Annotated in this window: 19 protein-coding genes; 7 read left to right on the forward strand and 12 right to left on the reverse strand. The window is 70.9% G+C overall.

The genetic code is table 11. The features are described 5' to 3' along the window. Positions 1-7: 7 nt before the first annotated feature. Positions 8-295 (reverse strand): hypothetical protein, encoded by a 288-nt coding sequence (locus Pka01_RS03440; protein WP_203881079.1) that lies wholly within the window; start codon positions 293-295, stop codon positions 8-10. 57 nt (positions 296-352) lie between these two features. Between Pka01_RS03440 and Pka01_RS03445 the strand changes: the two genes are divergently transcribed. Together Pka01_RS03445 and Pka01_RS03450 are read left to right on the forward strand one after the other, a co-directional pair. Beyond that, complete coding sequence (locus Pka01_RS03445) at positions 353-1,087, forward strand: MerR family transcriptional regulator (protein ID WP_203881080.1); 735 nt, start codon at positions 353-355, stop codon at positions 1,085-1,087. Between the two features lie 296 nt (positions 1,088-1,383). Then, the gene (locus tag Pka01_RS03450; RefSeq protein WP_203881081.1) at positions 1,384-6,891 is read left to right on the forward strand and encodes an ATP-binding protein; all 5,508 of its coding nucleotides are present in this window, start codon (positions 1,384-1,386) and stop codon (positions 6,889-6,891) included. A gap of 42 nt (positions 6,892-6,933) precedes the next feature. Here Pka01_RS03450 and Pka01_RS03455 read toward each other — a convergent pair whose 3' ends face one another. Beyond that, on the reverse strand, positions 6,934-7,824 hold the full coding sequence (locus Pka01_RS03455; protein WP_203881082.1) for a LysR family transcriptional regulator: 891 nt from the start codon (positions 7,822-7,824) through the stop codon (positions 6,934-6,936). A gap of 147 nt (positions 7,825-7,971) precedes the next feature. Between Pka01_RS03455 and Pka01_RS03460 the strand changes: the two genes are divergently transcribed. After that, positions 7,972-9,705 carry an MOSC and FAD-binding oxidoreductase domain-containing protein gene (locus tag Pka01_RS03460; protein WP_203881083.1) on the forward strand — a complete coding sequence of 578 codons (1,734 nt, stop codon included), beginning with the start codon at positions 7,972-7,974 and terminating at the stop codon, positions 9,703-9,705. A gap of 55 nt (positions 9,706-9,760) precedes the next feature. Here the strand turns inward: Pka01_RS03460 and Pka01_RS03465 are convergent, their stop codons facing one another. Beyond that, entirely contained in the window at positions 9,761-10,192 is a 432-nt protein-coding gene (locus Pka01_RS03465) for a VOC family protein (protein ID WP_203881084.1), read from the reverse strand. Positions 10,193-10,478: 286 nt separating this feature from the next. Between Pka01_RS03465 and Pka01_RS03470 the strand changes: the two genes are divergently transcribed. Together Pka01_RS03470 and Pka01_RS03475 are read left to right on the forward strand one after the other, a co-directional pair. Further along, positions 10,479-11,342 (forward strand): DUF427 domain-containing protein, encoded by an 864-nt coding sequence (locus tag Pka01_RS03470; RefSeq protein WP_203881085.1) that lies wholly within the window; start codon positions 10,479-10,481, stop codon positions 11,340-11,342. Positions 11,343-11,440: 98 nt separating this feature from the next. Then, a complete protein-coding gene (locus Pka01_RS03475; RefSeq protein ID WP_203881086.1) occupies positions 11,441-12,157 on the forward strand; it encodes an SDR family oxidoreductase in 717 nt (238 codons plus the stop codon). Between the two features lie 74 nt (positions 12,158-12,231). On the opposite strand, the gene Pka01_RS03480 is transcribed toward Pka01_RS03475, so the two are convergent. After that, the gene (locus Pka01_RS03480; RefSeq protein ID WP_203881308.1) at positions 12,232-12,708 is read right to left on the reverse strand and encodes an RrF2 family transcriptional regulator; all 477 of its coding nucleotides are present in this window, start codon (positions 12,706-12,708) and stop codon (positions 12,232-12,234) included. Positions 12,709-12,807: 99 nt separating this feature from the next. Here Pka01_RS03480 and Pka01_RS03485 point away from each other — a divergent pair, with 99 nt between their 5' ends. Then, positions 12,808-13,545, forward strand: coding sequence for an SDR family oxidoreductase (locus Pka01_RS03485; RefSeq protein WP_203881087.1), 738 nt, complete (start codon positions 12,808-12,810; stop codon positions 13,543-13,545). Positions 13,546-13,630: 85 nt separating this feature from the next. On the opposite strand, the gene Pka01_RS03490 is transcribed toward Pka01_RS03485, so the two are convergent. From Pka01_RS03490 to Pka01_RS03525, 8 genes are all read right to left on the reverse strand, one after another. Then, positions 13,631-13,936, reverse strand: a complete 306-nt coding sequence (locus tag Pka01_RS03490) for a sigma-70 family RNA polymerase sigma factor family protein (RefSeq protein WP_203881088.1) — start codon at positions 13,934-13,936, stop codon at positions 13,631-13,633. Beyond that, positions 13,924-14,352, reverse strand: coding sequence for a sigma-70 family RNA polymerase sigma factor family protein (locus Pka01_RS03495; protein ID WP_203881089.1), 429 nt, complete (start codon positions 14,350-14,352; stop codon positions 13,924-13,926). The genes Pka01_RS03490 and Pka01_RS03495 overlap by 13 nt, the downstream gene beginning before the upstream one ends. Before the next feature lie 243 nt (positions 14,353-14,595). Continuing rightward, on the reverse strand, positions 14,596-15,498 hold the full coding sequence (locus tag Pka01_RS03500) for an RNA polymerase sigma-70 factor (protein ID WP_239114703.1): 903 nt from the start codon (positions 15,496-15,498) through the stop codon (positions 14,596-14,598). A gap of 53 nt (positions 15,499-15,551) precedes the next feature. Beyond that, a complete protein-coding gene (locus Pka01_RS03505) occupies positions 15,552-17,387 on the reverse strand; it encodes a ferritin-like domain-containing protein (RefSeq protein WP_203881091.1) in 1,836 nt (611 codons plus the stop codon). A 76-nt stretch (positions 17,388-17,463) separates the two neighbouring features. After that, positions 17,464-17,694 carry a hypothetical protein gene (locus tag Pka01_RS03510; RefSeq protein WP_203881092.1) on the reverse strand — a complete coding sequence of 77 codons (231 nt, stop codon included), beginning with the start codon at positions 17,692-17,694 and terminating at the stop codon, positions 17,464-17,466. A gap of 124 nt (positions 17,695-17,818) precedes the next feature. Beyond that, entirely contained in the window at positions 17,819-18,256 is a 438-nt protein-coding gene (locus Pka01_RS03515; protein ID WP_203881093.1) for a cupin domain-containing protein, read from the reverse strand. Positions 18,257-18,305: 49 nt separating this feature from the next. Continuing rightward, positions 18,306-19,061, reverse strand: a complete 756-nt coding sequence (locus Pka01_RS03520) for an SDR family oxidoreductase (protein WP_203881094.1) — start codon at positions 19,059-19,061, stop codon at positions 18,306-18,308. Between the two features lie 402 nt (positions 19,062-19,463). Beyond that, positions 19,464-20,684: a low temperature requirement protein A gene (locus tag Pka01_RS03525; RefSeq protein WP_203881095.1), complete on the reverse strand. Its 1,221-nt coding sequence runs from the start codon at positions 20,682-20,684 to the stop codon at positions 19,464-19,466. 380 nt (positions 20,685-21,064) lie between these two features. Between Pka01_RS03525 and Pka01_RS03530 the strand changes: the two genes are divergently transcribed. Beyond that, positions 21,065-21,892, forward strand: coding sequence for a sensor histidine kinase (locus Pka01_RS03530; RefSeq protein ID WP_203881096.1), 828 nt, complete (start codon positions 21,065-21,067; stop codon positions 21,890-21,892). The last annotated feature ends 39 nt before the right edge of the window (positions 21,893-21,931 follow it).

Raw genomic sequence — 21,931 nt, forward strand, 5'->3', positions numbered from 1 at the left:
CGAGTCGTCAGCCCTCTCGCGGGCCGGCCGGCCGGGCGAGCAGCCGTTCCAGCTCGCGTCCGGCCTCGTCGCATCCCGCGTCCCACACCCGCTGCAGTTCACGCAGGTCGCCGGTCGCGACCGCGAGCCGGGTCAGCAGGTGCCCGGCCCGCATGGAGCCCTCGTCAAGCAGGTCCCTCAGCTCTTCGAGGTCGCCGCGGGCGTCGGCGAGGTCGGCCAGGCGGTCCAGGGCCATCTCGTTCCCCTCGTCGGCCAGCGCGCGGAGGGTGTCCAGGTCAGGGGTGATGTTCGTCATGGCCACATGCTGCAACCCCGCCCCTGGGGCAGGGTCAAGCGGGAGAACAATGGAGGCGTGATAACCATCGGCCGGCTCGCCAGGTACGCCGGCGTCTCGATCAAGACGATCCGGGTCTACCACGACAAGGGGCTGCTTCCCGAGCCCGGCTGTGACTCCTCCGGCTACCGGCGTTACACCGCGCGGCACGCCATCGACCTGATCAAGATCCGCACCCTGGCCGAGGCAGGCGTCCCGCTGGCGCGCATCAGAGAGCTCCGCGCGGCCTCGGACGAGGACTTCCGGGAGGCTCTCCGCCAGGTGGACGCCGGCCTCACGGCCAGGATCCGGGACCTGCGGGCGACCCAGCGGCGGCTGAGACGGCTCGCGGCGGGAAGCCTGCAGGTCCTCTCCCCCGAAGTGGGCGACCATCTCGAGCGGCTGCCCGGGCTCGGGTTCAGCCCGCGGTGGGTCGCCCTCGAGACCGACCTGTGGATCCTGGTGTTCGCCACCCATCCCGACACCGCGCTCGAGCTGTTCCGCGACCAGGCCCAGGCGCTGGCCGACCCCGCGCTGCGTCAGATCTACCTCGACTACGACCGCGCCCACGACCTCGACCCGCACGATCCCCGCATCGACGAGCTCGCCGAGCGCATCGCCCGCGCGACGGAGGAACGGTACGGTTCCGCCGACCTTCCCGGGCAGGACGTCGACGCCGACATGCCGGCACTCATCCAGGGAGTGGTCAACGCCTCATCCCCGGCGTGGCGGCGGCTCGACGCCCTGATCCGAGCCCGGCTCCCGCGCACCTGACCGTCCGTGATTGCCGCCGAGCCGCCGTGGGGACGAAGACACAGGTCACCACATCGTCGCCAGACGCCGTAAAGTGCCGTGGTGTTTGTGGCAGACCTTGCGTGAACCGGCGGCCGTAGGGCGTGGCCGGAACACTTTTTGTCGGGTCTCCACAAACCAGCAGCTCAGCTATGCGCGATGCGGGACCTTGGTTTACCCCGCCGCGAGCTAGCAGGGTAGCGAGAGGTGCAGACGGCGCTTCCGGGAAGTACCCGGACGCCGGTATCTGCGCTGCGGGTATTTGGGAGGCCCAACCGGTGTTCAGTCGTGTCGCCATCGTCAACCGTGGAGAGGCTGCGATGCGGCTCATTCACGCCGTCCGCGAGCTTTCTGCGGAAACCGGGGCACGGATCGAGACGGTCGCCCTCTACACCGACGCCGACCGCAACGCGACCTTCGTCCGTGAAGCGGACATCGCCTACCCGCTGGGCCCCGCGTCCGCGCGCCCGTACCTCGACCACGCCGTCCTTGAGCAGGCGCTGACGGAGACGGGCGCCGACGCCGCGTGGGTCGGCTGGGGCTTCGTCGCCGAGGATCCGGCGTTCGCCGAGCTGTGCGACAAGATCGGCGTCACCTTCGTCGGGCCGAGCGCGGAGGCCATGCGCAGGCTCGGCGACAAGATCGGCGCCAAGCTCATCGCCGAGGAGGTCGGCGTCCCCGTCGCGCCGTGGAGCCGCGGCGAGGTCGCCACCCTCGAAGACGCGCTGCGCGCCGGCGAGCAGATCGGCTACCCGCTGATGCTCAAGGCCACCGCGGGCGGCGGCGGGCGCGGCATCCGCAAGGTCACCTCGGCGGAGGAGCTGACCGACGCCTACGAGCGCACCCGCCAGGAGGCGCAGCGCGCGTTCGGCTCGGGCGTGGTCTTCCTGGAGAGCCTGGTCACCGGTGCCCGGCACGTCGAGGTCCAGGTCATCGCCGACGGGCAGGGCACCGCGTGGGCGCTGGGCGTCCGGGACTGCTCGGTGCAGCGGCGCAACCAGAAGATCATCGAGGAGTCCGCCTCCCCCGTCCTCGCGGCCGAGCAGACCGCCGAGCTGAAGGCGTCGGCGGAACGGCTCGCCGTGGCCGTCGGCTATCGCGGCGCCTGCACCGTCGAGTTCCTCTACCACCCCGGCGAGAAGCTGTTCGCCTTCCTCGAGGTCAACACCCGGCTGCAGGTCGAGCACCCGATCACCGAGATCACCACCGACACCGACCTGGTCAGGCTGCAACTGCACGTGGCGGGCGGCGGAAGGCTGGAGGGCGCCCAGCCGGCCGAGGCCGGGCACGCCATCGAGGCCAGGCTCAACGCCGAGGACCCCGACCGCGACTTCGCGCCCGCCCCGGGCCGCATCGCACGCCTGGTGCTGCCCGCCGGCCCCGGCATCCGCGTGGACACCGGCGTCAGCGAGGGCGACATCATCCCGGCCGACTTCGACTCGATGATCGCCAAGATCATCGCCTACGGCCGCGACCGCGAGCAGGCCCTGGGCCGGCTGCGCCGCGCGATGACCGACACCACGGTGATCATCGAGGGCGGCGCCACCAACAAGAGCTTCGTGCTCGACCTGCTCGACCAGCCCGAGGTGATCGACGCGAGCGCCGACACCGGCTGGATCGACCGTGTGCGCGCCGAGGGCCGCCTGGTCAGCCACCGGCACTCCGCGATCGCCCTGGCCGCCGCCGCGATCGAGGCGTACGAGGACGAGGAGGAGGTCGGCCGACGGCGCCTGCTGTCCACCGCCCGCGGAGGCCGCCCGCAGGTGCAGCACGACTCGGGCCGCCCGCTGGACCTCAAGCTCCGCGGGGTCGGCTACCGGGTGAGCGTGGCCCGGGTCGGGCAGCGTCGGTTCCGCGTCGGCATCTCCAGCGGCGGTGAGACGCACCCCGTCGACGTCGAGGTCGAGCGGTTCGACGAGCACAGCGGGCAGATCCTGGTCAACGGCCGCAGGTTCCGCCTGGTGTCGGCCACCCACGGGCCGATCCACCTGGTCGAGGTCGACGGCGTCACCCACCGGATCAGCCGCGACGAGGGCGGTGTCGTGCGTTCCCCCGCGCCCGCGCTGGTCGTCGCGACGCCGCTTTCCGTCGGCGACGAGGTCGAGCCCGGCGCCCCGATCCTGGTCCTCGAGAGCATGAAGATGGAGACGGTGCTGCGCGCGCCGTTCCGCGCCCGGGTCCGCGAGTGCCCGGTGTCGGTGGGCAGCCAGGTCGAGACCGGCGCTCCGCTGATGCGCCTGGAGCCACTGGCCGACGAAGACGCGGAGAAGGAGGCGGAGAGCACCGGCGAGACCGTCGAGATCGACCTGCCCGCCGAGCCTGCGGACGTGTCCGCGGCCGACCGGGTCGAGCGCGGCCTGCAGGACCTGCGCAGCCTGCTGCTCGGTTTCGACGCCGACCCGTACGACCCCAAGCGCGTGTTGTCCGGGTATCTGGCCGCGCGGGCCGAGCTCGGCGGCCGTCCGCTCGACGGCGAGCTCGACCTGCTCACCGTGTTCGCCGACCTGTCCGAGCTGAGCCGCAACAAGCCGGGCGGCGAACTCGACGTCGAGCCGCACAGCCCGGTGCACAGCCCGCGCGAGTTCTTCCACAGCTACCTGCAGAGCCTCGACGTCGAACGCGCCGGCGTCACCGAGGGCTTCCAGGACAAGCTGCGGCAGGTCCTCGCCCACTACGGGATCGACGGCCTCGACCGCACGCCTGAGCTGGAGGCCGCGGTCTTCCGGATCTTCCTGGCTCAGCAGCAGATGAGCACCGGCGTCGCGATCGTGTCGGAGCTGCTGCGCCAGTGGCTGGCCGGCGTGCCGCCGGTCGAGCCGCTCAGCGAGCGCGCCGGGCTCACCCTCGAGCACCTGGTCGAGGCCACGCAGGTGCGCTTCCCCACGGTGTCCGACCTGGCCCGCGGTGTGGTCTTCCGCTGGTTCGCCCAGCCGCTGCTGCGCCGCAACCGCGCCAAGGTCTACGCCGAGGTGCGCAGGCACCTGCGTCATCTGGACCACAACCCGGCGGCGCCGGACCGCGCCGAGCGGATCCAGGCCATGGTGGCCAGCGCCGAGCCGCTGGTCCGCCTGATCGGCCAGCGGATCGGGCTGCCCGGGCGGGACCACGCGCCGCTGCTGGAGGTGCTGACCCGCCGCTACTACGGAAACCGCGGGTTGTCCGGCGTCACCACTCGTGACGCCGCGGGCTGCCGGTTCGTCACCGCCGAGCACACGGGCCCGCGCGGCCTGACCCGCGTGGTCACCACCGCCGTCGACATCGCCGCCCTGCCCGACGCCATCGGCGCCGTCGGCACGCTCGCCACCGACGTGGCCGAGCGCGGTCTGGTCGCCGACCTCTACGTCATGTGGGAGGACCAGCCGGACGCCAACGCGATCGCGGTGCGGCTCGGGCAACTGCTCGCCGAGCACCCGCAGCCCGCGGGCGTCCGCCGGATCACCACGACCGTCGCCGGCACCGGCGGCGCCGTCATGCACCACCACTTCACCTTCCGGCCCGACGGCACGGGCTTCGCCGAGGACCGGCTGATCCGCGGCCTGCACCCGCAGATCGCGCAGCGCCTGCAACTGCAGCGGCTGCGCGAGTTCGACCTCACCAGGCTGCCGTCCGCGGACGAGGAGATCTACCTGTTCAAGGCCGTGGCGCGCAGCAACCCGGCCGACGAGCGGCTCATCGCGATGGGCCAGGTCCGCGACCTGACGCCGCTGCGCGAGGCCGACGGCAGGCTGGTCGCGCTGCCCGCGGTGGAGGACGCGATGACCGCGGGCCTGGACGCGATCCGCAACGTCCAGGCGCAACGACCCCAGAACAAGCGGTTCGACACCAACCGGATCCTGATGTACGTCTGGCCGTCGACCGAGCTGTCGGGCGACGAGCTGAACGCGCTGGTCCAGCGCATCCTGCCGACCACGGCGGGCGCGGGGCTCGAGGAGGTCCAGTTCATCGCCCGTCAGCGCAACTCCGCCGGTGAGCTGACCGAGGTCGCCGTGCGGATCACCCTCGACCCGGGCAACGGCGCGCACGTGCACGTCGAGGCGCCGTCGACGGAGCCGCTGCGGCCGCTGGACGACTACCGCCAGAAGGTGCTGCGCGCGGCCAGGCGCGGGAACGTGTACCCGTACGAGCTGACCGGCATGCTCGCCGGGCCGGAGGGGAGCTTCGTCGAGCACGACCTCGACGAACACGGCGCGCTGGTGCCGGTCGACCGGCCGAAGGGGAAGAACTCCGCGGCGATCGTGGCGGGCGTCGTCACCACGCCCACCGAGCGGCACCCCGAGGGCGTCACCCGGGTGGTCCTGCTCGGCGACCCGACGAAGGCGCTGGGCGCGCTGTCGGAGCCGGAGTGCGCGCGGGTGATCGCCGCACTCGACCTCGCCGAGCGGATGCGGGTCCCCCTGGAGTGGTTCGCGCTGTCGGCGGGCGCGCGGATCTCGATGAGCTCAGGCACCGAGAACATGGACTGGGTCGCGGCCGCGCTCAAGCGGATCGTCACGTTCACCCAGGACGGCGGCGAGATCAACATCGTGGTCGCCGGGATCACCGTCGGCGCCCAGCCGTACTGGAACGCCGAGGCGACGATGCTCATGCACACCAAGGGCATCCTGGTGATGACGCCGGACTCGGCGATGGTGCTCACCGGCAAGCAGTCGCTGGACTTCTCCGGCGGCGTGTCGGCCGAGGACAACTTCGGCATCGGCGGCTACGACCGCGTCATGGGGCCGAACGGCCAGGCGCAGTACTGGGCGCCCAACCTGCCGGCCGCCCGCGACGTGCTGATGTCGCATTACGACCACACGTACGTCGTGCCCGGCGAGACGGCGCCGCGGCGGGCCTGGACCAACGACCCGGCCGACCGCGACGTGTCCGGGTTCCCGCACACGATCTCCGGCAGCGACTTCGCCACCGTCGGCCAGATCTTCTCCAGCGAGCACAACCCGGACCGCAAGAAGCCGTTCGACATCCGCACGGTGATGCGCGCCCTGTCCGACCAGGATCATCCGGTGCTGGAGCGCTGGGCGGACATGGCCGACGCGGAGACGTCCGCCGTGCAGGACGTGCACATCGGCGGCCATCCGGTCTGCCTGATCGGCATCGAGTCGCGGTCGGTGCCGCGGCGCGGCTACCCGCCCACCGACGGGCCGGACACCTACACCGCGGGCACGCTGTTCCCGCGGTCGTCGAAGAAGACCGCGCGGGCGATCAACGCGGCGTCCGGCAACCGGCCGCTGGTGGTGCTGGCGAACCTGTCCGGGTTCGACGGCTCACCGGAGTCGATGCGCAAACTCCAGCTCGAGTACGGCGCGGAGATCGGCCGGGCGATCGTCAACTTCGACGGGCCGATCGTGTTCTGCGTGATCTCCCGCTATCACGGTGGCGCGTTCGTGGTGTTCTCCAAGGCCCTCAACCCGAACATGACGGTGCTGGCGCTGGAGGGCTCGTTCGCCTCGGTGCTCGGCGGCGCCCCGGCTGCGGCCGTGGTGTTCTCCGGCGAGGTGAACAACCGCACCGCGACCGACCCGCGGGTGACCGAGCTGCAGACGCGGGTCGCGGCCGCCAGCGGCGCCGAGCGGGCCGCGCTGCACGCCCGGCTCGCCGAGGTGCAGTCCACCGTCAGGGCGGAGAAGCTCGGCGAGGTCGCCGCGGAGTTCGACCGGGTGCACAGCATCCAGCGCGCGGTCGAGGTCGGCTCGGTGGACGCGATCATCAGCGCCGCCGAGCTGCGGCCGCGGATCATCGAGGCCATCGAGCGCGGCCTGGGTTCCGCGGCGCGCGACGGCCGGGCCTGACAGACGCGTGCGGGAAGCCGTCCCCGGTCCGCCGGGGCGGCTTCAGCCGTCGGTCTCGGTCGCGGGCAACCCGCGTGCGTGCAGGTCCTCGACGAACCGCCGGGCGAGGCTGTCCGCCGGCGCCGCCATGATCGCGACCACGTCGCGCCGGACCTGCGGGTCCATGGAGCGGACCACGCCGTACGGGCAGGCGATCAGGGCGGAGGCCGGCACGATGGTGACGCCCATCCCGGCTCCCGCGAGCTGGGCCGCCGTCCGCGGGCTGCGCGTGCGCAGCACCGGAGTGAACGTCACCTGGTGCGACGCGGCGAACTGGTCGATCCATACGGCCATGCCGTTGCCCTGGTCGTAGTGCACGAAAGGCTCGCTGGCGAGGTCGGCGACGGGCACCGATGGCCGGGCCGCGAATGGGTGGTCCTCGGGTGCCACCACGACCATCTCCTCTTGGCCCAGGACCTCGACATGGGCGGAGGTGCCGGTGGGGCGCGGCCCGATCACGAGATCCGCCTCGCCCGCCATGAGGTGGTCCACCATGCGATCAGCGCTGGTGAACTCCATCAGGTCCAGCCGTACGGCGGGGCGCTCGGAACACCACTGGCGCAACACGGGAACGAGCAGCCAGACGGTCATCGTCTCGGCGCAGGCGATTCTCAGCCGGCCGGCCACTCCCGCGCCGACCTCGTGACCCACCCGTACGGCTCGCGCCGCCGCCTGGAGCGCGACCCGGGCCTCGGCCGCCGTGGCGTGACCGGCGGCGGTGACCCGGACTCCGCGGGCCAGGCGTTCCACGACCCGGGTCCCCAGTTCCCGTTCCAGGGCCGCGATCTGGTGGGAGAGCGCGGGCTGGGACATGTACAGGGCGGCGGCGGCCTTGGTCACCGATCCGGTGTCCACCAAGGCCACGAGACACTCCAATGCGCGAAGTGTGGCCATTCGCAAAAACTAACCTATACACCCACAAGTTTCATAATCCAACAGAAGCCATGTCAAAGGGCCTGCGGCTAGTGTCGGAGTCATGGGACGGGGGAAGGCCGAGCCCGTCGTCGTGACCGGCCGTGCGCTCCGATCGCGAGGATCATGATGGCGACGCTCTTGTCGGTGAACATCGGGATGCCGAAGGACGTGTCCTGGCAGGGCAGGACCGTGCACACCGGCGTCTGGAAGCACGCGGTCACCGGCCCGCGGACGGCCAGACGGCTCAACATCGACGGCGACGGCCAGGGCGACCTGCAGGGCCACGGCGGCGAGCAGCGAGCCGTGCTCGTCTACCAGATCCAGTCCTACGCCTACTGGCAGGACCACTTCGGCCGGTCCGACTTCCAGTACGGCCAGTTCGGGGAGAACTTCACCGTCGACGGACTGCCCGACGACGACGTGTGCATCGGCGACCGCTACCGCATCGGCGAGGCGGAGTTCGAAGTCACGCAACCCCGGGTCACCTGCTACCGGGTCGGCATGCGACTCGGCGAGCCGGAACTCCCCGCCCTCCTCGTCTCCCACCACCGCCCCGGCTTCTACCTCCGCGTCATCACCGAAGGCGAGGTGGAGGCGGGCGACGCCATCGTGAAGACCAGGACGGGCCCCGGAGCGCTCACCGTCGCCGACGCCGACGCGCTGCTCTACCTCCCCGGCGAGGACCCGGACAAGCTCACAAGAGCACTCGCGATTCCCGCCCTCAGCCCCGGATGGCGGCAGTCGTTCCAGGACATGGCCTCCGGTCGTACGGCGGCGCCGCGCGCAGAAGGGTGGCGCGGCTTCCGCCCGATGCGGGTGACCAGGATCGTGCACGAGACCCCGTCGGTGCTGTCCGTCCATCTCGAAGCCGGCGACGGGAGCGTGCTGCCGGTCGCGGAGGCCGGGCAGTACATAACGCTCCGGGTGGACGGAGCGGGCGACCCGGCGCCGGTGCGCAGCTACTCCCTCTCCTCGGCGCCCGGCGACCCCGCCTACCGGGTGAGCGTGAAACGGGAGGAACTCGGCCTGGTCAGCCGTTATCTGCACGCCGACCTGCGGCCCGGCGCCGTGCTTGAGGCGGCCGCACCACGAGGCGACTTCGTCCTGTCCCCCGGCACCGAGCCCGTGCTCCTCGTCTCGGCCGGCATCGGGGCGACCCCGGTCACGGCGATGCTGCACCGGCTCGCCGCCGAGCACACCCTCCGTCCCGTCTGGTGGATCCACGTCGCGCGCACACCCGCCGAGCATGCCTTCGCCCACGAGGCGCACACGCTGCTCGCCGCGCTTCCCCACGCTCATGAGCACGTCTTCTACACAGCGGACACCGAAGGCTCCCCGGGCGAGTCCGGGGGCATCGGCCCGGCGATCCACCACGGCCGGCCCACCCTGGACGGCCTGGCGGCCCTCGGCCCGCCGGCCGACGCCACCGCCTACCTGTGCGGCCCCGTGTCCTTCATGGCCGCCATGCGCGACATGCTCACCACGATCGGCCTGGCCGGCGACCACATCCACACCGAGCTGTTCGGCGCGCTCGCCGCCATCACACCGGGCCTCACGCCCCGGCCCGCGGTGGCGCCGCACCCGCCGCCCGGCGAATCCGGCACCGGACCGCTGCTCACGTTCGCCCGCAGCGGCCTGTCGGTCCGCTGGTCTCCCCGGTACCGGTCGGTGCTCGACCTCGCCGACGCGTGCGACGTTCCCACCCGCTGGTCCTGCCGTACCGGCGTCTGCCACACCTGCGTCACGCCGCTCCTCGCCGGAGAGGTGGACTACTCCCCGGACCCGCTGGAACCTCCCGCCGGCGGAGAGGTCCTGATCTGCTGCGCCCGGCCGCGAGACGACGTGGTGCTGGACCTCTGACACCCGGCAGGACGCCGCCTGGGCTCGCCCGCGTCCAACGGTCGCCAGCGTCGATTCACGACGGGCGGAATCCCCGCTCCTGCAGCACCCAGGTGTTTCCATCGGGATCGGCGAAATCCGCGAAGCTCGCGTAATCGCCTCGCTGCGGATCGACGCCGTCCTGCCAATCCCCCTGCCAGTCATTCTTCGCGGCTTTGTGCCGTACCGCGCCGACCTCGACTCCGCGCCGGGTCAGCTCGCGCCTGGCGGCCTCGACATCACCGACCACCAGGTAGAGCCCGCGTACGGACCCGGGCACGGCGTCGGTGAGGCCCACGCCGATCTGCACCGAGCAGGCGGAGCCCGGTGGGGTCAGCTGCACGACGCGGAAACCGTCGTTCGGCCGGTAGTCGACGTCGAGCGTGAAGCCGGCCTGCTCGGTGTAGAACGCCAGGGATCGGTCCACGTCGCTCACCGGCAGCGTCACGACTTCGAGTTCGTAGTTCACCCGCTCATCTTCTTGCCGCTTCACGTTTCGCCGCCACTCGATGTGGCACGCATCCGCATTCTTCTTTTCTATGGTCACATCACAAAAATCCGATCCCCCACGCCTCGCCGAAAACTCCTGAGATATTCGGCCTTTTTGTGTTCACGGCAGAAAACTCGCATCTCTCGTCGGCCCGCCCTGCTCGAATCCGCTTTTAGGCTTCGATTTCGAGGAGAACGTCAGCGAGAACGTCACGTCCTCATCGCTTACGCGGGCCGGTGGCCCGCACGGGGGAAGGAGCGGATCCATGGGGTTGTCGTGGCAGCAGGGACCTCTGTCGCCCAGGTCGGTCGGGCGGTTCCTCGTCGAACAACCGCTTCCCGAGCGCCTGCTGTTCGCGGAGCCGCTGCGCCGGCGCATGCGCGTCCGGTTCGCCGGTGAATGGATCGCGGACAGCGAGGACGTCGTCCTGCTCCACGAGCCCAGCCGATACCCCGTGGCCTACTTCCCGGCCGGGGACGTGCGGGCGGACACCCTGCGCACGACGGATCACGTCACGCGGCATCGCGACCTCGGAACCACGGCCTGGTTCACCGTCACGACCCCCGGCCGGACCACCGAGCGGGCGGCGTGGCAGCACGTCGAGTTGCCCGGCCACGCCGCCGAACTGCGGGATCGGGTGGCGTTCGCGTGGCGCGCGATGGACGCCTTCTACGAGGAGGACGAGCGCGTCGTCGGCCACGCCGCCGACCTCTACCACCGCAACGACATCCGGTCGACGTCGCGGCATCTCGTCGTCCGCGACGGCGACCGGGTGGTCGCCGACACGCACCGGCCGGTGGTGCTCTACGAGTCGGGGTTCGCGCCTCGCTGGTACGTGCCGCGGGAGGACGTCGACGAGACCGCGCTGACACCGGTCGCAGGTCAGACCTTCTGCCCGTACAAGGGGCTCGCCAGCTACTACGACATCGGCGGCCGCACCCGCGCCGCCTGGTCCTATGTGGAGGCCTGGCCCGAGGTGGGCCGCGTGCGCGGGCTGATGTCCTTCGAACCGGACAAGGTCGAGGTGTACCTCGACGGGCGGCGCCTCGAGCTCGAGCCCGGCCAGACGGTCGTCGCGCACGGCATCGACCGCGGCCTCGATCCCTCGGAGATCCTCCGGCGGTCCTGAGACCGTCCTCGCGGCGGAGAGATCACGTCTGTCTCCGACCGGCCTGACCCGTGTCCGCTTTCCGGATTCGACTTCCGACAACGTCAAGGAGAACCGTCATGTCCTCATCCCTGCAGGGGCGCAGGGTCCTCGTCATCGGCCGTGGAAGCGGCATCGCCCGTGCCGTCACACTCGCCGTACGCGCCGCGGGCGCGACGGTGGTCGCGGCCAGCAGGGACGCGGGAAAGCTGGCCGGATCGTACGAGGATCCCGGCATCGAGGCCGAGGCCGTCGACCTGACCGACGAGCCGAGCGTCGAGGCGCTCGCCGCCCGGCTCGGCCACGTCGACCACGTCGTGTCCACCGCGTCGGCGAGGGCCCGGGGACAGGTCGCGGACCTCGAGCACGACACGATGGCGCTGTCGTTCACCACCAAGGTGCTCGGTCCGATCCTGCTCGCGAAGCACCTGGCACCGCGCATGCCGCGAGACGGGTCGTTCGTGCTCTTCTCCGGATCGTCGGCGCGCAAGCCCGCGATCGGCATGCTCGCCGTCGCCGCCACCAACGGAGCCGTGGACGTCGTCACCCGCTCGCTGGCCGTGGAACTCGCGCCGATCCGGGTCAACGCGATCTCCCCGGGCACGGTCGACACCGGCGCCTACGACGCGCTCGGCGAGGAGAAGAAGAACGCCCTGTTCGAACAGCGCAGCCGGACCAACCCGGTGCGCCGTGTCGGCACCGCCGACGACATCGCGGAGGCCGTGCTCTTCGCACTGACCAACACCTTCCTGACCGGTGTGTCGCTCGCGGTCGACGGAGGCGAGCCGCTCGTCTGAGGATCGACGCCGGTCGGTCCATCAGACGCCACTCCCGGACGACCGCCCCGGACAGGACGGCCGGGGCGCCGGAACTACGTGCCGGTGGAGCCGAGCCAGGCCGCGACGCCGTTCAGCGTGCCCGCACCGCTGCCGGCTTCGACCTGCTCGGCGAGGCCGGCGATGGTCACGGAGCGCAGCGCGTCCCTTCGCGCCGACTCGGAGGCGGCCATCGCGCGGGAGATCGGGCACGGCGTTGTGCAGTATTCGGCCGGAGTCGCCATGGGGCCCCGCTGGCGGATCTCCGTGCAGACGAAGGCGGGCTCGGGCCCGTCGATGGCTTCGACGACGTCGAGCAGCGTGATCTCCGCCGGAGGGCGGCTCAGCACGTAACCGCCCGACTTGCCCTGCACTGAGAACACGAGACCGGCCCGCGCGAGTGCCTGGAGCTGCTTGGCCAGGTAGGTGGGCGACACCTGGTGCAACTCGGCCAGCCGGGCGGCCGGCACAGGCGCCGCCACGGACGTGAGCACGACGCAGCAGTGCACCGCCCACTCGACGCCCTCGGACATCTTCACCGCGCCATGGTATCCGTACCCCCATACTCGGACATGTTTTATCCGAGTATAGTGACGCGAAGACCCAAGTGCTCCGGAGTTGAAAGGCTCACCATGAAGATCGCAGTCATCGGCGGGACCGGCCTGATCGGCTCGCAGGTCGTCAGGAATCTCACCGCGGCCGGGCACGAGGCCGTGCCGTACTCGCTGTCCACGGGCGTGGACGTCATCACCGGCGCGGGCGTTGAGGACGCGGTGACGGGCGCGGACGTCGTCGTCAACCTCACCAATTCCCCGACCTTCGACGACGCCTCCCCCGCCTTCTTCCAGACCTCGATGGACAACCTCCTCGCCGCGAGCGCGAAGGCCGGCGTCGGGCACTTCGTCATCCTGTCCATCGTCGGCGTCGACCTAGCGCCCGACCTCGTCTACTACCGGGCGAAGGTGCTTCAGGAGAACCTGCTGCGGGCGGGATCGGTCCCGTTCTCGATCGTCCGCGCCACGCAGTTCATGGAGTTCATGGACGCGACCATGTCCTGGACCACCGAGGGCGACGTCGTGCGCCTGCCGCGGACGCCCATTCAGCCGATCGCCGCCGCTGACGTCGCCGCCGCGGTCTCGGAGGTCGCCGCCGGCGCGCCCCTGTACGGCGTCCGCGACATCGCCGGACCCGACGTCTTCACCCTCGACGAACTCGGCAGGATCACCCTGAAGGCCAGGGGCGACAGCCGGGTCGTCGTCATCGACGACACCGCGGGCCTGTTCAGCGCGATCAAGGGCGACGTCATCATCGCCCCGGCCGACGCCCTCATCGCCCCCACCCACTACGCCGACTGGCTCGCGGCCAACTGACCTCTCGGCCCGTCCTCGTCGAGGCTGACGGTGGCGAGGATGCCCTGGCGACGAGGCGGCGAGCAGTCCGTGGCGGGCGGGTCGGTCATGCGTGATGCCAGAGATGCAGCTTGTCGGGGTTCAGGACGATCCACACAGCGGTGACCTCGGCTCCCGCGACGCTCAGGCTGACCACCGCCACCGCGTGGCCCGCCCGGCGCAGCACCAGACCTGTGCGGCCGTTGACGGACTCGACGCTCACCTGGGTGCCGGGCGGCCCGACCAGCAGGGTCACGACGAACCGGGCGGCCGCGTCCGCGCCGTATGTCGGGCGCACCGAGGCGCGCACCTTGCCGCCGCCGTCGCTCACGACCAGCGCGTCGGCGGCCAGGACCGTCTTCAGCGCCGCCACGTCTCCGGTTTCGCACGCTGCCGCGAACCGGCGCGCGACCCGGTCATGCCGGTCGAGCATCGCCTTCCGTGGCCCGGGCTGACCGGGGGCCGCCGCGTCGCGCCCGAGCGGGGAGCCCGGACGGCGGCCACGGGAGCCGGCGCCGGGTCCCGCTCAGGTGCGGCGCCGGAAGGCGGGAACGCGTCCGGAATGGCGAGCAGTTCCATGCAGATGCCCCCGGCGACCCTGGTCAGCCATGCTCGCGGCACCTCGATCGCGGCACGGTCCTCGTCGTCGAGTGCGTACCAGCGGCGGTAGGTCTCCTGGACGATCCGGTCGGCCGTGGCGGCCGAACCGAACATCCACAGGGCGATCTCGAGCAGGTGCTGCCGTTCGTCGAGCATCTCCGCCAGGGAACCGGCGCCCGCCTCGGTCATGTGGTGCCACCCGCACCGGCCGGGGGTCGCGGAAAGCGGCCGGCGGAGCGGGCAAGCCCGTCCCGTCTCCAGGCGGTGGTCAGGCCGGCATGGCCGGCGGCTGACGAGGTCGTCCGCACGATGTCCTCTGTTCTCTTTCGGTGTCGCCGGCTAAGACCGGACAGGGCGTCCCGTTGTGACAGCCACGGGACGATCAGCGGCCGTGCCGGGCGTCCCGGCGGGACGCGGCACGGTTGGCCGCGGTCAGATGTCCCGGCGGAGCCGGGCGCGTGATCGCTCGAATGCGTCGAGTTTGGCCGGGTTGACGATCCACATGAGGTGGTGGATGCCTTTCGGCGAGGCTTCGACGGTGAGAAGCGTGACCCCGGTCCGGCCACGGGGGACCAGCAGTCCCGCGTGGCCGTTCGCTTCGACCCACGTGAGGTCGGCCCCGGTCCAGTGACGCGGCGCGAGCGCGGCGACGAACTTCGCCACGCGTGTGGCGCCCAGCAGCGGAAAACGGGCGGCCCCGCGGATGCCGCCTCCGTCGGAGGTGCTGACGACGTCCGCGGCGAACAGGGATTCGAGGGCTGCGACGTCCCCCGTCTGGGCGGCCGCGAGGAAGACCTCCAGCAGGCGTCGATGTTCGGTCCTGTCGATGGTCTCGTGCCGTCCGGCGTTCAGATGCCTGCGGGCGCGGCTCACGAACTGGCGGACGTTGACCGGGGTGAGCTGGAGGATCTCGGCGATCTGGGGGTAGGGGTAGTCGAACGCCTCGCGCAGGACGTAGGCGGCCCGCTCCGTGGGGGTGAGCCTCTCGAGCAACAGCAGGAAGGCCAGCTCGAGCGCTTCGCCTCGTTCGGCTCCGAGGGTGGGGTCGAGGCTGGTGTCGACGGGTTCGGGAAGCCAGGGACCTAGGTAGGCCTCGCGCCGCGCGCGGGCGGACTGCGCGACGTTGATGGCCAGCCTGGTGGTGACCAGCGCCAGGAAGGCCGAGGGGTTCTCGATGGTCGCGCGGTCGGTCTGCTGCCAGCGCAACCAGACCTCCTGAAGAATGTCCTCGGCCTCCGCCGCGCTGCCGAGCATCCGGTAGGCGATGCCGAACAGGCGTGGGCGCATCTCGACGAAGGCGAGGGCGGCCTGTTCGAGAGCGCTTTCCTGGTCCACGGATTCTGCATGCATGGTCACCCGGCCTCGCGGCGTCGGCGTCGGCTTCTTCATCAGGTTGCGGAGGTCGTCTCGTCGCGTGTCTCGCGGGCGGCGGCGGGCGCGGTGCCCTGCCGATGGTCGCCTGCGGGGGGCTCCTCGCGGAAGCCGATCTTTCTGTGGGTTCCGTCGCACAGCGGCTTGTTCGCGGAATGGCCGCAGCGGCACAGGGTCATCCTGTTGCGGGCCTCCAGCGGCCTGCCGTCCGCCCGCAGGACCGGCACTCCCCCGGTGACCCACAGCGCACCGGCCAGCCCGTCCTCCTCCTCCAGGACGGAAACGGCCCGGGGCAGGTCGGCCTCGATCGTGTCGCCCCCACGTTGGAGGGCGTAGCTGTACGACCCCGAGGGGCAGTGATCGATGCGGCCCATGATGTCGGAGCGCACGTCGCTGTCGTCGGTGTCGGCGAGCATCTCGGCGATCGGCCTGGTGCGTCCGATGCAGAAGGCGGCGTGGACGCACAGCTCTCCCACCCGCTGGGCCGAGATCCCCACCCCGTCGTGGACGTGCTGCAGTTCCCTGTACGGCCGCTCGCCCGCCGTCTCCGTGCCGTCGAACCCGATCGCCGCGTGGGTCCCGTCGCAGAACGGCTTGGTGCCCGAGTGGCCGCAGCGGCACAGCGCGTACGTCTGCTCGGTCTCCAGGGCTTCACCGGTCTTCCACGTGAGCGCGTTGTTCTCCGCGGAGACGATCTTGGTTTTGCGGCGGAGCGGGACACCGCCGAACACGATGTAGGGGCCGTTGCTGAGCACGACGATCCTCTGCTCGTCGCCGGCGTCCCACCTCCGCGGATCGGATTCGACGTACTCGAAGGTGGGCCCGGCCGTGGTGCCGTCATCGTCGGGCAGCCGCATCAGTGCCTGGGCCTGCGCCTTGAGCTGGTACATGGTGGCGACGGCGACGCGCAGCAGCCTGGGATTGCCGTTGAAGGCCTGCTCGAGCAGGTGCAGGATGTCGCCGTAGGTCTGGTTGAACTCCTCCTGAGCCGTGCGGATCGCACTGCCCGGAGCATGGTCGGCCAGCCGTGGATTGCGCCGCATCGGACGGACACCGGCCCAGTCCACCGCGACGGCCTCACCCGTGGGACCCGACTGCGGAGTATCACCCCGCCGATACCGCCGCCCGATCCTCAGCTCCTGGAACCGGTAGTAATGCCCCACCTCATCCCGATCCGGATGGAACACATCCTGATCCCCGTCCCAGACCTCACCCCGCGACGTGCCCTCACCCTGCTCGACGATCTCCTCCAACGCCGCGAGCGCCGACGCCAGATCCCTCACCACGACCAGCTTCCCCGCAGTGTGCCGGAAATGACCCGCACCCAGCTGACGAGCCGGATCACCGCTGAAGACCGCCTGCTCTCCGAGCCGGTCACACAGATGACGCAGCCCCTGTTCGACGGCGGCGTAGAACTGCCCGATCGTCTCGTACTGATCGCCCTCCGCCGCGGCACCGGGCGGAGCCGGACGCTCGATCCGCAGGAACATCTCGAGCGCTTCGACGCCGAACGGGAGCAGCGACAACTCCAACGACCGGTCGCCGTGCGGCAGGGGCCGCGGATGCGGCGGCAACATCCGCGCCGGGTCCAGCCGCGGGCCGCCGCCGACCGCGTTCAGCAGGTTCGCCGCCAACGCCAGATGCAGCATCTCCTCGGAGAAGACACTGCTCACCACCTCGACGGCCTCGGGATTGCGCTCCGGATCGAGCGAGTACAACGCGCACAGATAGGGCGGCAGAGTCGCATGCTCCAACTCGATCGCCCACTGCAGATGTTCACGAAGGCCGTCGATCGTGTCGATCCGCGCCGCGGAGTGGGCGGCGGCCGGCTCCCGCGACTCAGTTTGTTTCATTGATGTCGTGCCTCTGACTGTCTGATGGGGCGGATTTCACCGGCACCGGGTCGGTGCCGGCCGGGGGCGGCGGTCGTCACGCGCGCCGATCGTCCGGCCGATGGCCCTCTTCCAGCGCCTCGACCGCGCCGAGCAGACCACGCAAACCGATCTCCTCACGCTCGGCGTCCGCAGGATCGAACCGCCATTCGGAGACCGGCAGCTCGGCCGCCTCCTCCGGACGGCTCGACTCGGCCAAGATCACTTCCTCCTCGACCTCGATCTCGAGCTCGTACAGAAATCCGTTTTCGCCGTTCGCGGCGTTCATCGCTCCTCCATGCATGGCGTGGCTGGACGGCGGGCCGGGGGCCGGCCCGCGTGAATCACCTGGTCGATCTCTTCGCGGGCTCAGACCCGATGCCGTGGGGGCACCGCGGCGAGCCCGTCCGCGCTCAGGACGGCCGAGGGGCGCGGCGGTCCGTGCGCTGCGCGAGCTCCTGTTCGTCCACCAGGGTGAGCATCGGCTGGCCCGGTTCGCACAACATCGTGACGGTGAACCGGAGCGGGACGTCGTCGCGGTTGTTGCCGTCCTGGTAGTGGATGACGTCGCCGCCCGGCTCCCAGAACGCCTCACCGGCGCGCACGACCCGTTCCGGATCGCCCTCCACCTCGAGCAGCATCTCGCCCTCCACCACGAAGCCGAACGCCGGTCCCGAGTGCCGATGCGGCGGGGTGCCGGGGTCGCCGGGCGGATACTCGACGACCAGGGTCATGACGTGCGCACCCGCCGGGATGAACGGAGGCGCGGCCTCCTGCAGCACGGTGACCGCGGTCTGCCACGCGACCGATCTCGGCGTGGGCCCGTCGGTGGCGGGGTCGATGTCGGGCATGGCATCCGCCTTTCGTGGACTGAGGGCGATGACGTCCGGGTGCGGCGCGCTACTTGCCGGCAGCGGTCAGGCCGGGCCAGTCGCGGTACCGGATCCGGCCGAGGGTCGCGTCGTCCCCGGGGACCAGCGACCGGTCCTCAAGCTCGGCTCCGAAGTACCGCGCGTGCGGGTCGGTGACCACCACACGCGGGTCGCCCCAGGCGGCCAGAGCGTCGCGGAAGAACTCGTCCATGCGGACCTGCTCGGGTCCGGCGATCTCGACGCGGCCGTTCAACGGCCGCCCGACGGAGACCCTGCCGACCGCCTGCGCGACCTCCTCGCCCGCCATGGGCTGGAACCGCACGGGTGCGATCCGCACCTCGTTTCCTTCCGTGGCCGAGTCGGCGATCCCCCGGACGAACTCGAAGAACTGAGTGGCGTGCACGAGCGAGAACGGAATCGACGAGCCCTCGATCAGCTTCTCCTGGGCGACCTTCGCCCGGAAGTAGTCGCTCCCGGGCAGCCGCTCCGTTCCCACCACCGACAGCGCGACATGGTGACCGACGCCGGCCGCCGCCTCGGCGGCGAGCAGGTTGCCCGTCGCGGTCTCGAAGAACTCCTGCACCTCGGGGCCCACGAAGATCGGGGAGTTCGACACGTCGATCACCACCTGGGCGCCCGCCAGGGCCTCCGCCAGCCCCTCCCCCGTGAGAGTGTTCACACCGGTGCTCGGCGCCGCCGCCAGCACCTCGTGACCATGTTCTCCCAGCTTGGCCACCAGCTTCGACCCGATCAGGCCGGTGCCGCCGACTACCACGATCTTCATGACAAGCCTTCCTGTCGCCGGCGCGCCCTGTTGCCAACCGGTCGCCAGCTAAGACAGGACAGCCTCCGGGCCTGTGACAGTTTTCGTTGAACTTTTCAGTAGATTCCCGACTTCACCGACACCCCGCGGGCCGAGCCGGAGCGGATCCTCCCGCCGCCGGAGCGACGTCCCCGCAGCGACGCGATCCACGGCAGGCCTCGCCGGTGGGGAGCCGCCTCTGCGAGAGCGGCCGTACACCTGAGAGAGAAATGTCATAAATCATGCCGCTATTAAGCGTCTTTCCCGAAATCACTCCTCGCCATGCGACCAAGAGGGGACACCATGAGCTCGCCCGAAGGAGCGATGCCAGCGCAGGAGTGATCTCCGATTCCTCGACGGGGCAGCCGTTCGGCTTCGGCCCGGCTACTCGACGCCGCTCCGGAGCTCGGAGATCGCGCGCCACGTCGACGCGTTCCGGCGCCGGCTCCGATCCGCCCCGGCCGCGATCGTGACGGCGACCAGGAGGACGCAGATGGCCGCGATCCCCGCCACCACGGCGGCCACGCCGACCTGGTGCGTCGCGAGTGGCAGCAGCAGAACGAGGGTGGCGCCGCCCAGAACCGCCCCGGGCCGCATGGCGGGTTCCGCGGCGACGTACGCGTGGACCGCCCACACCAGAACGAGGCACACGCCGACGGGGATGGCGACGGCGTAGCCGGACGCCGTGGGCGACACCCCCACGTGGTGCCCGCTCTGCTCCACCGCCACCTCGAGCCCCGCGCCGAGGGCCGCCAGGGCCGCGAAGATGCCGTAGTGGCCGTATCCCCACAGGTAGGACCGATCACGGCGGTCGCTGAGGCCCTCTCCGGCCTCCACGAGGAAGTACAGCCACCAAAGAGCGAACAACAGGACGAGGCCGGAGACGGCGACGACGATGAAGGGGCTGCTGATGTCGCCCGCCTCGAGCGCCCTGCCGACTCCTCTGCTCGCGGCCAGGACGCTCTCACCGAGCAGGATGATCGTGAACAGGCCGTAGCGCTCGGCGATGTGGTGCGGGTGCCAGTTGGTGGCCACGGCCTTCTCGGCCCACCAGGGCACCGCGAGCTCAGCGGCGGCCAGAACGATGAAGAACAGCAGTTCCAACGACGGGGGCAGGATCCCCATGTCCGTGACGAGGAAGCGGAGGATCCACCAGAACTGCAGGAGGCCGATGCCGACGGCGTAGCGCAGCGCGGTGCGGCGCCGCTCCGGATCTTCGAGACCCGCCCGCACCCATTGGGCGACGAGCGCCACCCTCATGACGAAGTAGCCCAACGTGACGATCTTGAAGTCGCCCGTGCTCGCGGCGAGCGGCACGCCTGCCGCGAGCACCAGGACGCCGGCCATCTGCACCATGGTCAGCAGCCGGTACGCGACGTCGTCGGTGTCGTAGGACGAGGCGAACCAGGTGAAGTTCATCCACGCCCACCAGATCGCGAAGAACACCTGGAGGAACGGGATCAGCCCGGCGAGGCCGTGACCGTCGGCGATGTCGTGCGCGAGTTCGGCGGTGACGGCGGCGACCGCCACCACGAAGGTGAGGTCGAACAGAAGCTCCAGCTGACTCGATACGCGGTGCGGCTCGTCGATGGGGCGAGCGCGCATCCGGACCCGGATCCGGCGCGTGGGGGTTGCTGGCGACAAGGTGGGTCTCCCGTCGTCTCTCACGAGTGCGTCCCGTCTAAGACAGGGCAGCCCGCCGATCTGTGACAACGCGCACAGGAAACTTCTCCGCCGGGCTGTCACAGGCCGCGAGGCCGGCTTGTCGTAGGTGGTGACCGCATGACAGCGGAACGTCCCCCGACGAGCACGCAGATCGTGTTGACCGGCGGACCGGCCTGATCGGGTCGAAACGGTCGAGGAGCCGGGGACGCCCGGCCCCCGGCGAGGGCGCACGAAGACCGACGTCAGCCGCGCGGCATCCGCCCACGCGGTCCGTCAGGCGACATCTCCCATGAACGCATGCAACGGAAGGAGCATGTGCTGTGACGGCATTCCCGACGCCCCCCTACGACTTCGAGGCCTCCCAGCCGTCCCCCCACGGCCGGTCCGCGCCGGTGATCCAAAAGCCCGGCGACCGGACGTGCGAGTTGACCCGCGAGCTGGAGAACAAACGACGATTCGCCTCCGACGCCTCACATGAGCTGCGCACGGCGGTCGCGGGTCTGCGCACGGAGCTGGAGGAGGCCCGCCTGCATCCGGATGAGACCGATCTCGGCGATCTGCTCGCCCGGGCGCTCGGCGACGTCGCCCGGTTGGACGCGATCATCACCGACCTGCGCGTCCTCGCCGGGATGGACGCCGGCCCGCCGCTGAAGCCCCGGTGCGTCGACCTCGCGGAGATGGTCCGGGACGAGGTCGCCAGAAGGACCGACCGCTTCGACGTACGGCTCCGGCTGGAGACGGGCGTGACCGTCCAGGCCGTGCCGATCCGGATCGGCCGGCTGCTCACCAACCTGCTGGACAACGCCCAACGGCACGCCCGGCAGCTGGTCGAGGTCCGGGTGGGCACCGACGGCGACCACGCGGTCCTGACCGTCACCGACGACGGAGACGGTGTCGCGGAGGGCGAGCGGGAACGGATCTTCCAGCGCTTCACCCGGCTGACGGCAGCGCGCCGCCTCGACCACACCGGCACCGGCCTGGGCCTGGCGATCGCCCGCGACATCGCCCACGCTCACATCGGCAGCCTGCACGCCGAAGAGTCGGAAACAGGCGGCGCACGCTTCGTCCTGCGGCTTCCTCTCTCGGGCGCGGCCGCCCCTGCCGTTCGACGTACGGACCGGCACCGGCGCGGAGCGACGGATTCTTGAGCTCCGCCGAGGACCGGGAAGACAAGCCGAGGAGACCGG

This window comes from Planotetraspora kaengkrachanensis, assembly GCF_016862895.1.
GTDB lineage: Bacteria > Actinomycetota > Actinomycetes > Streptosporangiales > Streptosporangiaceae > Planotetraspora > Planotetraspora kaengkrachanensis.

What these genes read in the sequence shown, in the direction of transcription:
- Pka01_RS03505 (WP_203881091.1), bottom strand. Translation starts at nt 17,387, where the DNA reads ATGAAACAAACTGAGTCGCGGGAGCCGGCCGCCGCCCACTCCGCGGCG.
- Pka01_RS03515 (WP_203881093.1), bottom strand. Translation starts at nt 18,256, where the DNA reads ATGCCCGACATCGACCCCGCCACCGACGGGCCCACGCCGAGATCGGTC.
- Pka01_RS03495 (WP_203881089.1), bottom strand. Translation starts at nt 14,352, where the DNA reads ATGACCGAGGCGGGCGCCGGTTCCCTGGCGGAGATGCTCGACGAACGG.
- Pka01_RS03510 (WP_203881092.1), bottom strand. Translation starts at nt 17,694, where the DNA reads ATGAACGCCGCGAACGGCGAAAACGGATTTCTGTACGAGCTCGAGATC.
- Pka01_RS03475 (WP_203881086.1), top strand. Translation starts at nt 11,441, where the DNA reads ATGTCCTCATCCCTGCAGGGGCGCAGGGTCCTCGTCATCGGCCGTGGA.
- Pka01_RS03520 (WP_203881094.1), bottom strand. Translation starts at nt 19,061, where the DNA reads ATGAAGATCGTGGTAGTCGGCGGCACCGGCCTGATCGGGTCGAAGCTG.
- Pka01_RS03525 (WP_203881095.1), bottom strand. Translation starts at nt 20,684, where the DNA reads ATGCGCGCTCGCCCCATCGACGAGCCGCACCGCGTATCGAGTCAGCTG.
- Pka01_RS03470 (WP_203881085.1), top strand. Translation starts at nt 10,479, where the DNA reads ATGGGGTTGTCGTGGCAGCAGGGACCTCTGTCGCCCAGGTCGGTCGGG.
- Pka01_RS03460 (WP_203881083.1), top strand. Translation starts at nt 7,972, where the DNA reads ATGGCGACGCTCTTGTCGGTGAACATCGGGATGCCGAAGGACGTGTCC.
- Pka01_RS03440 (WP_203881079.1), bottom strand. Translation starts at nt 295, where the DNA reads ATGACGAACATCACCCCTGACCTGGACACCCTCCGCGCGCTGGCCGAC.
- Pka01_RS03485 (WP_203881087.1), top strand. Translation starts at nt 12,808, where the DNA reads ATGAAGATCGCAGTCATCGGCGGGACCGGCCTGATCGGCTCGCAGGTC.
- Pka01_RS03455 (WP_203881082.1), bottom strand. Translation starts at nt 7,824, where the DNA reads ATGGCCACACTTCGCGCATTGGAGTGTCTCGTGGCCTTGGTGGACACC.
- Pka01_RS03480 (WP_203881308.1), bottom strand. Translation starts at nt 12,708, where the DNA reads ATGTCCGAGGGCGTCGAGTGGGCGGTGCACTGCTGCGTCGTGCTCACG.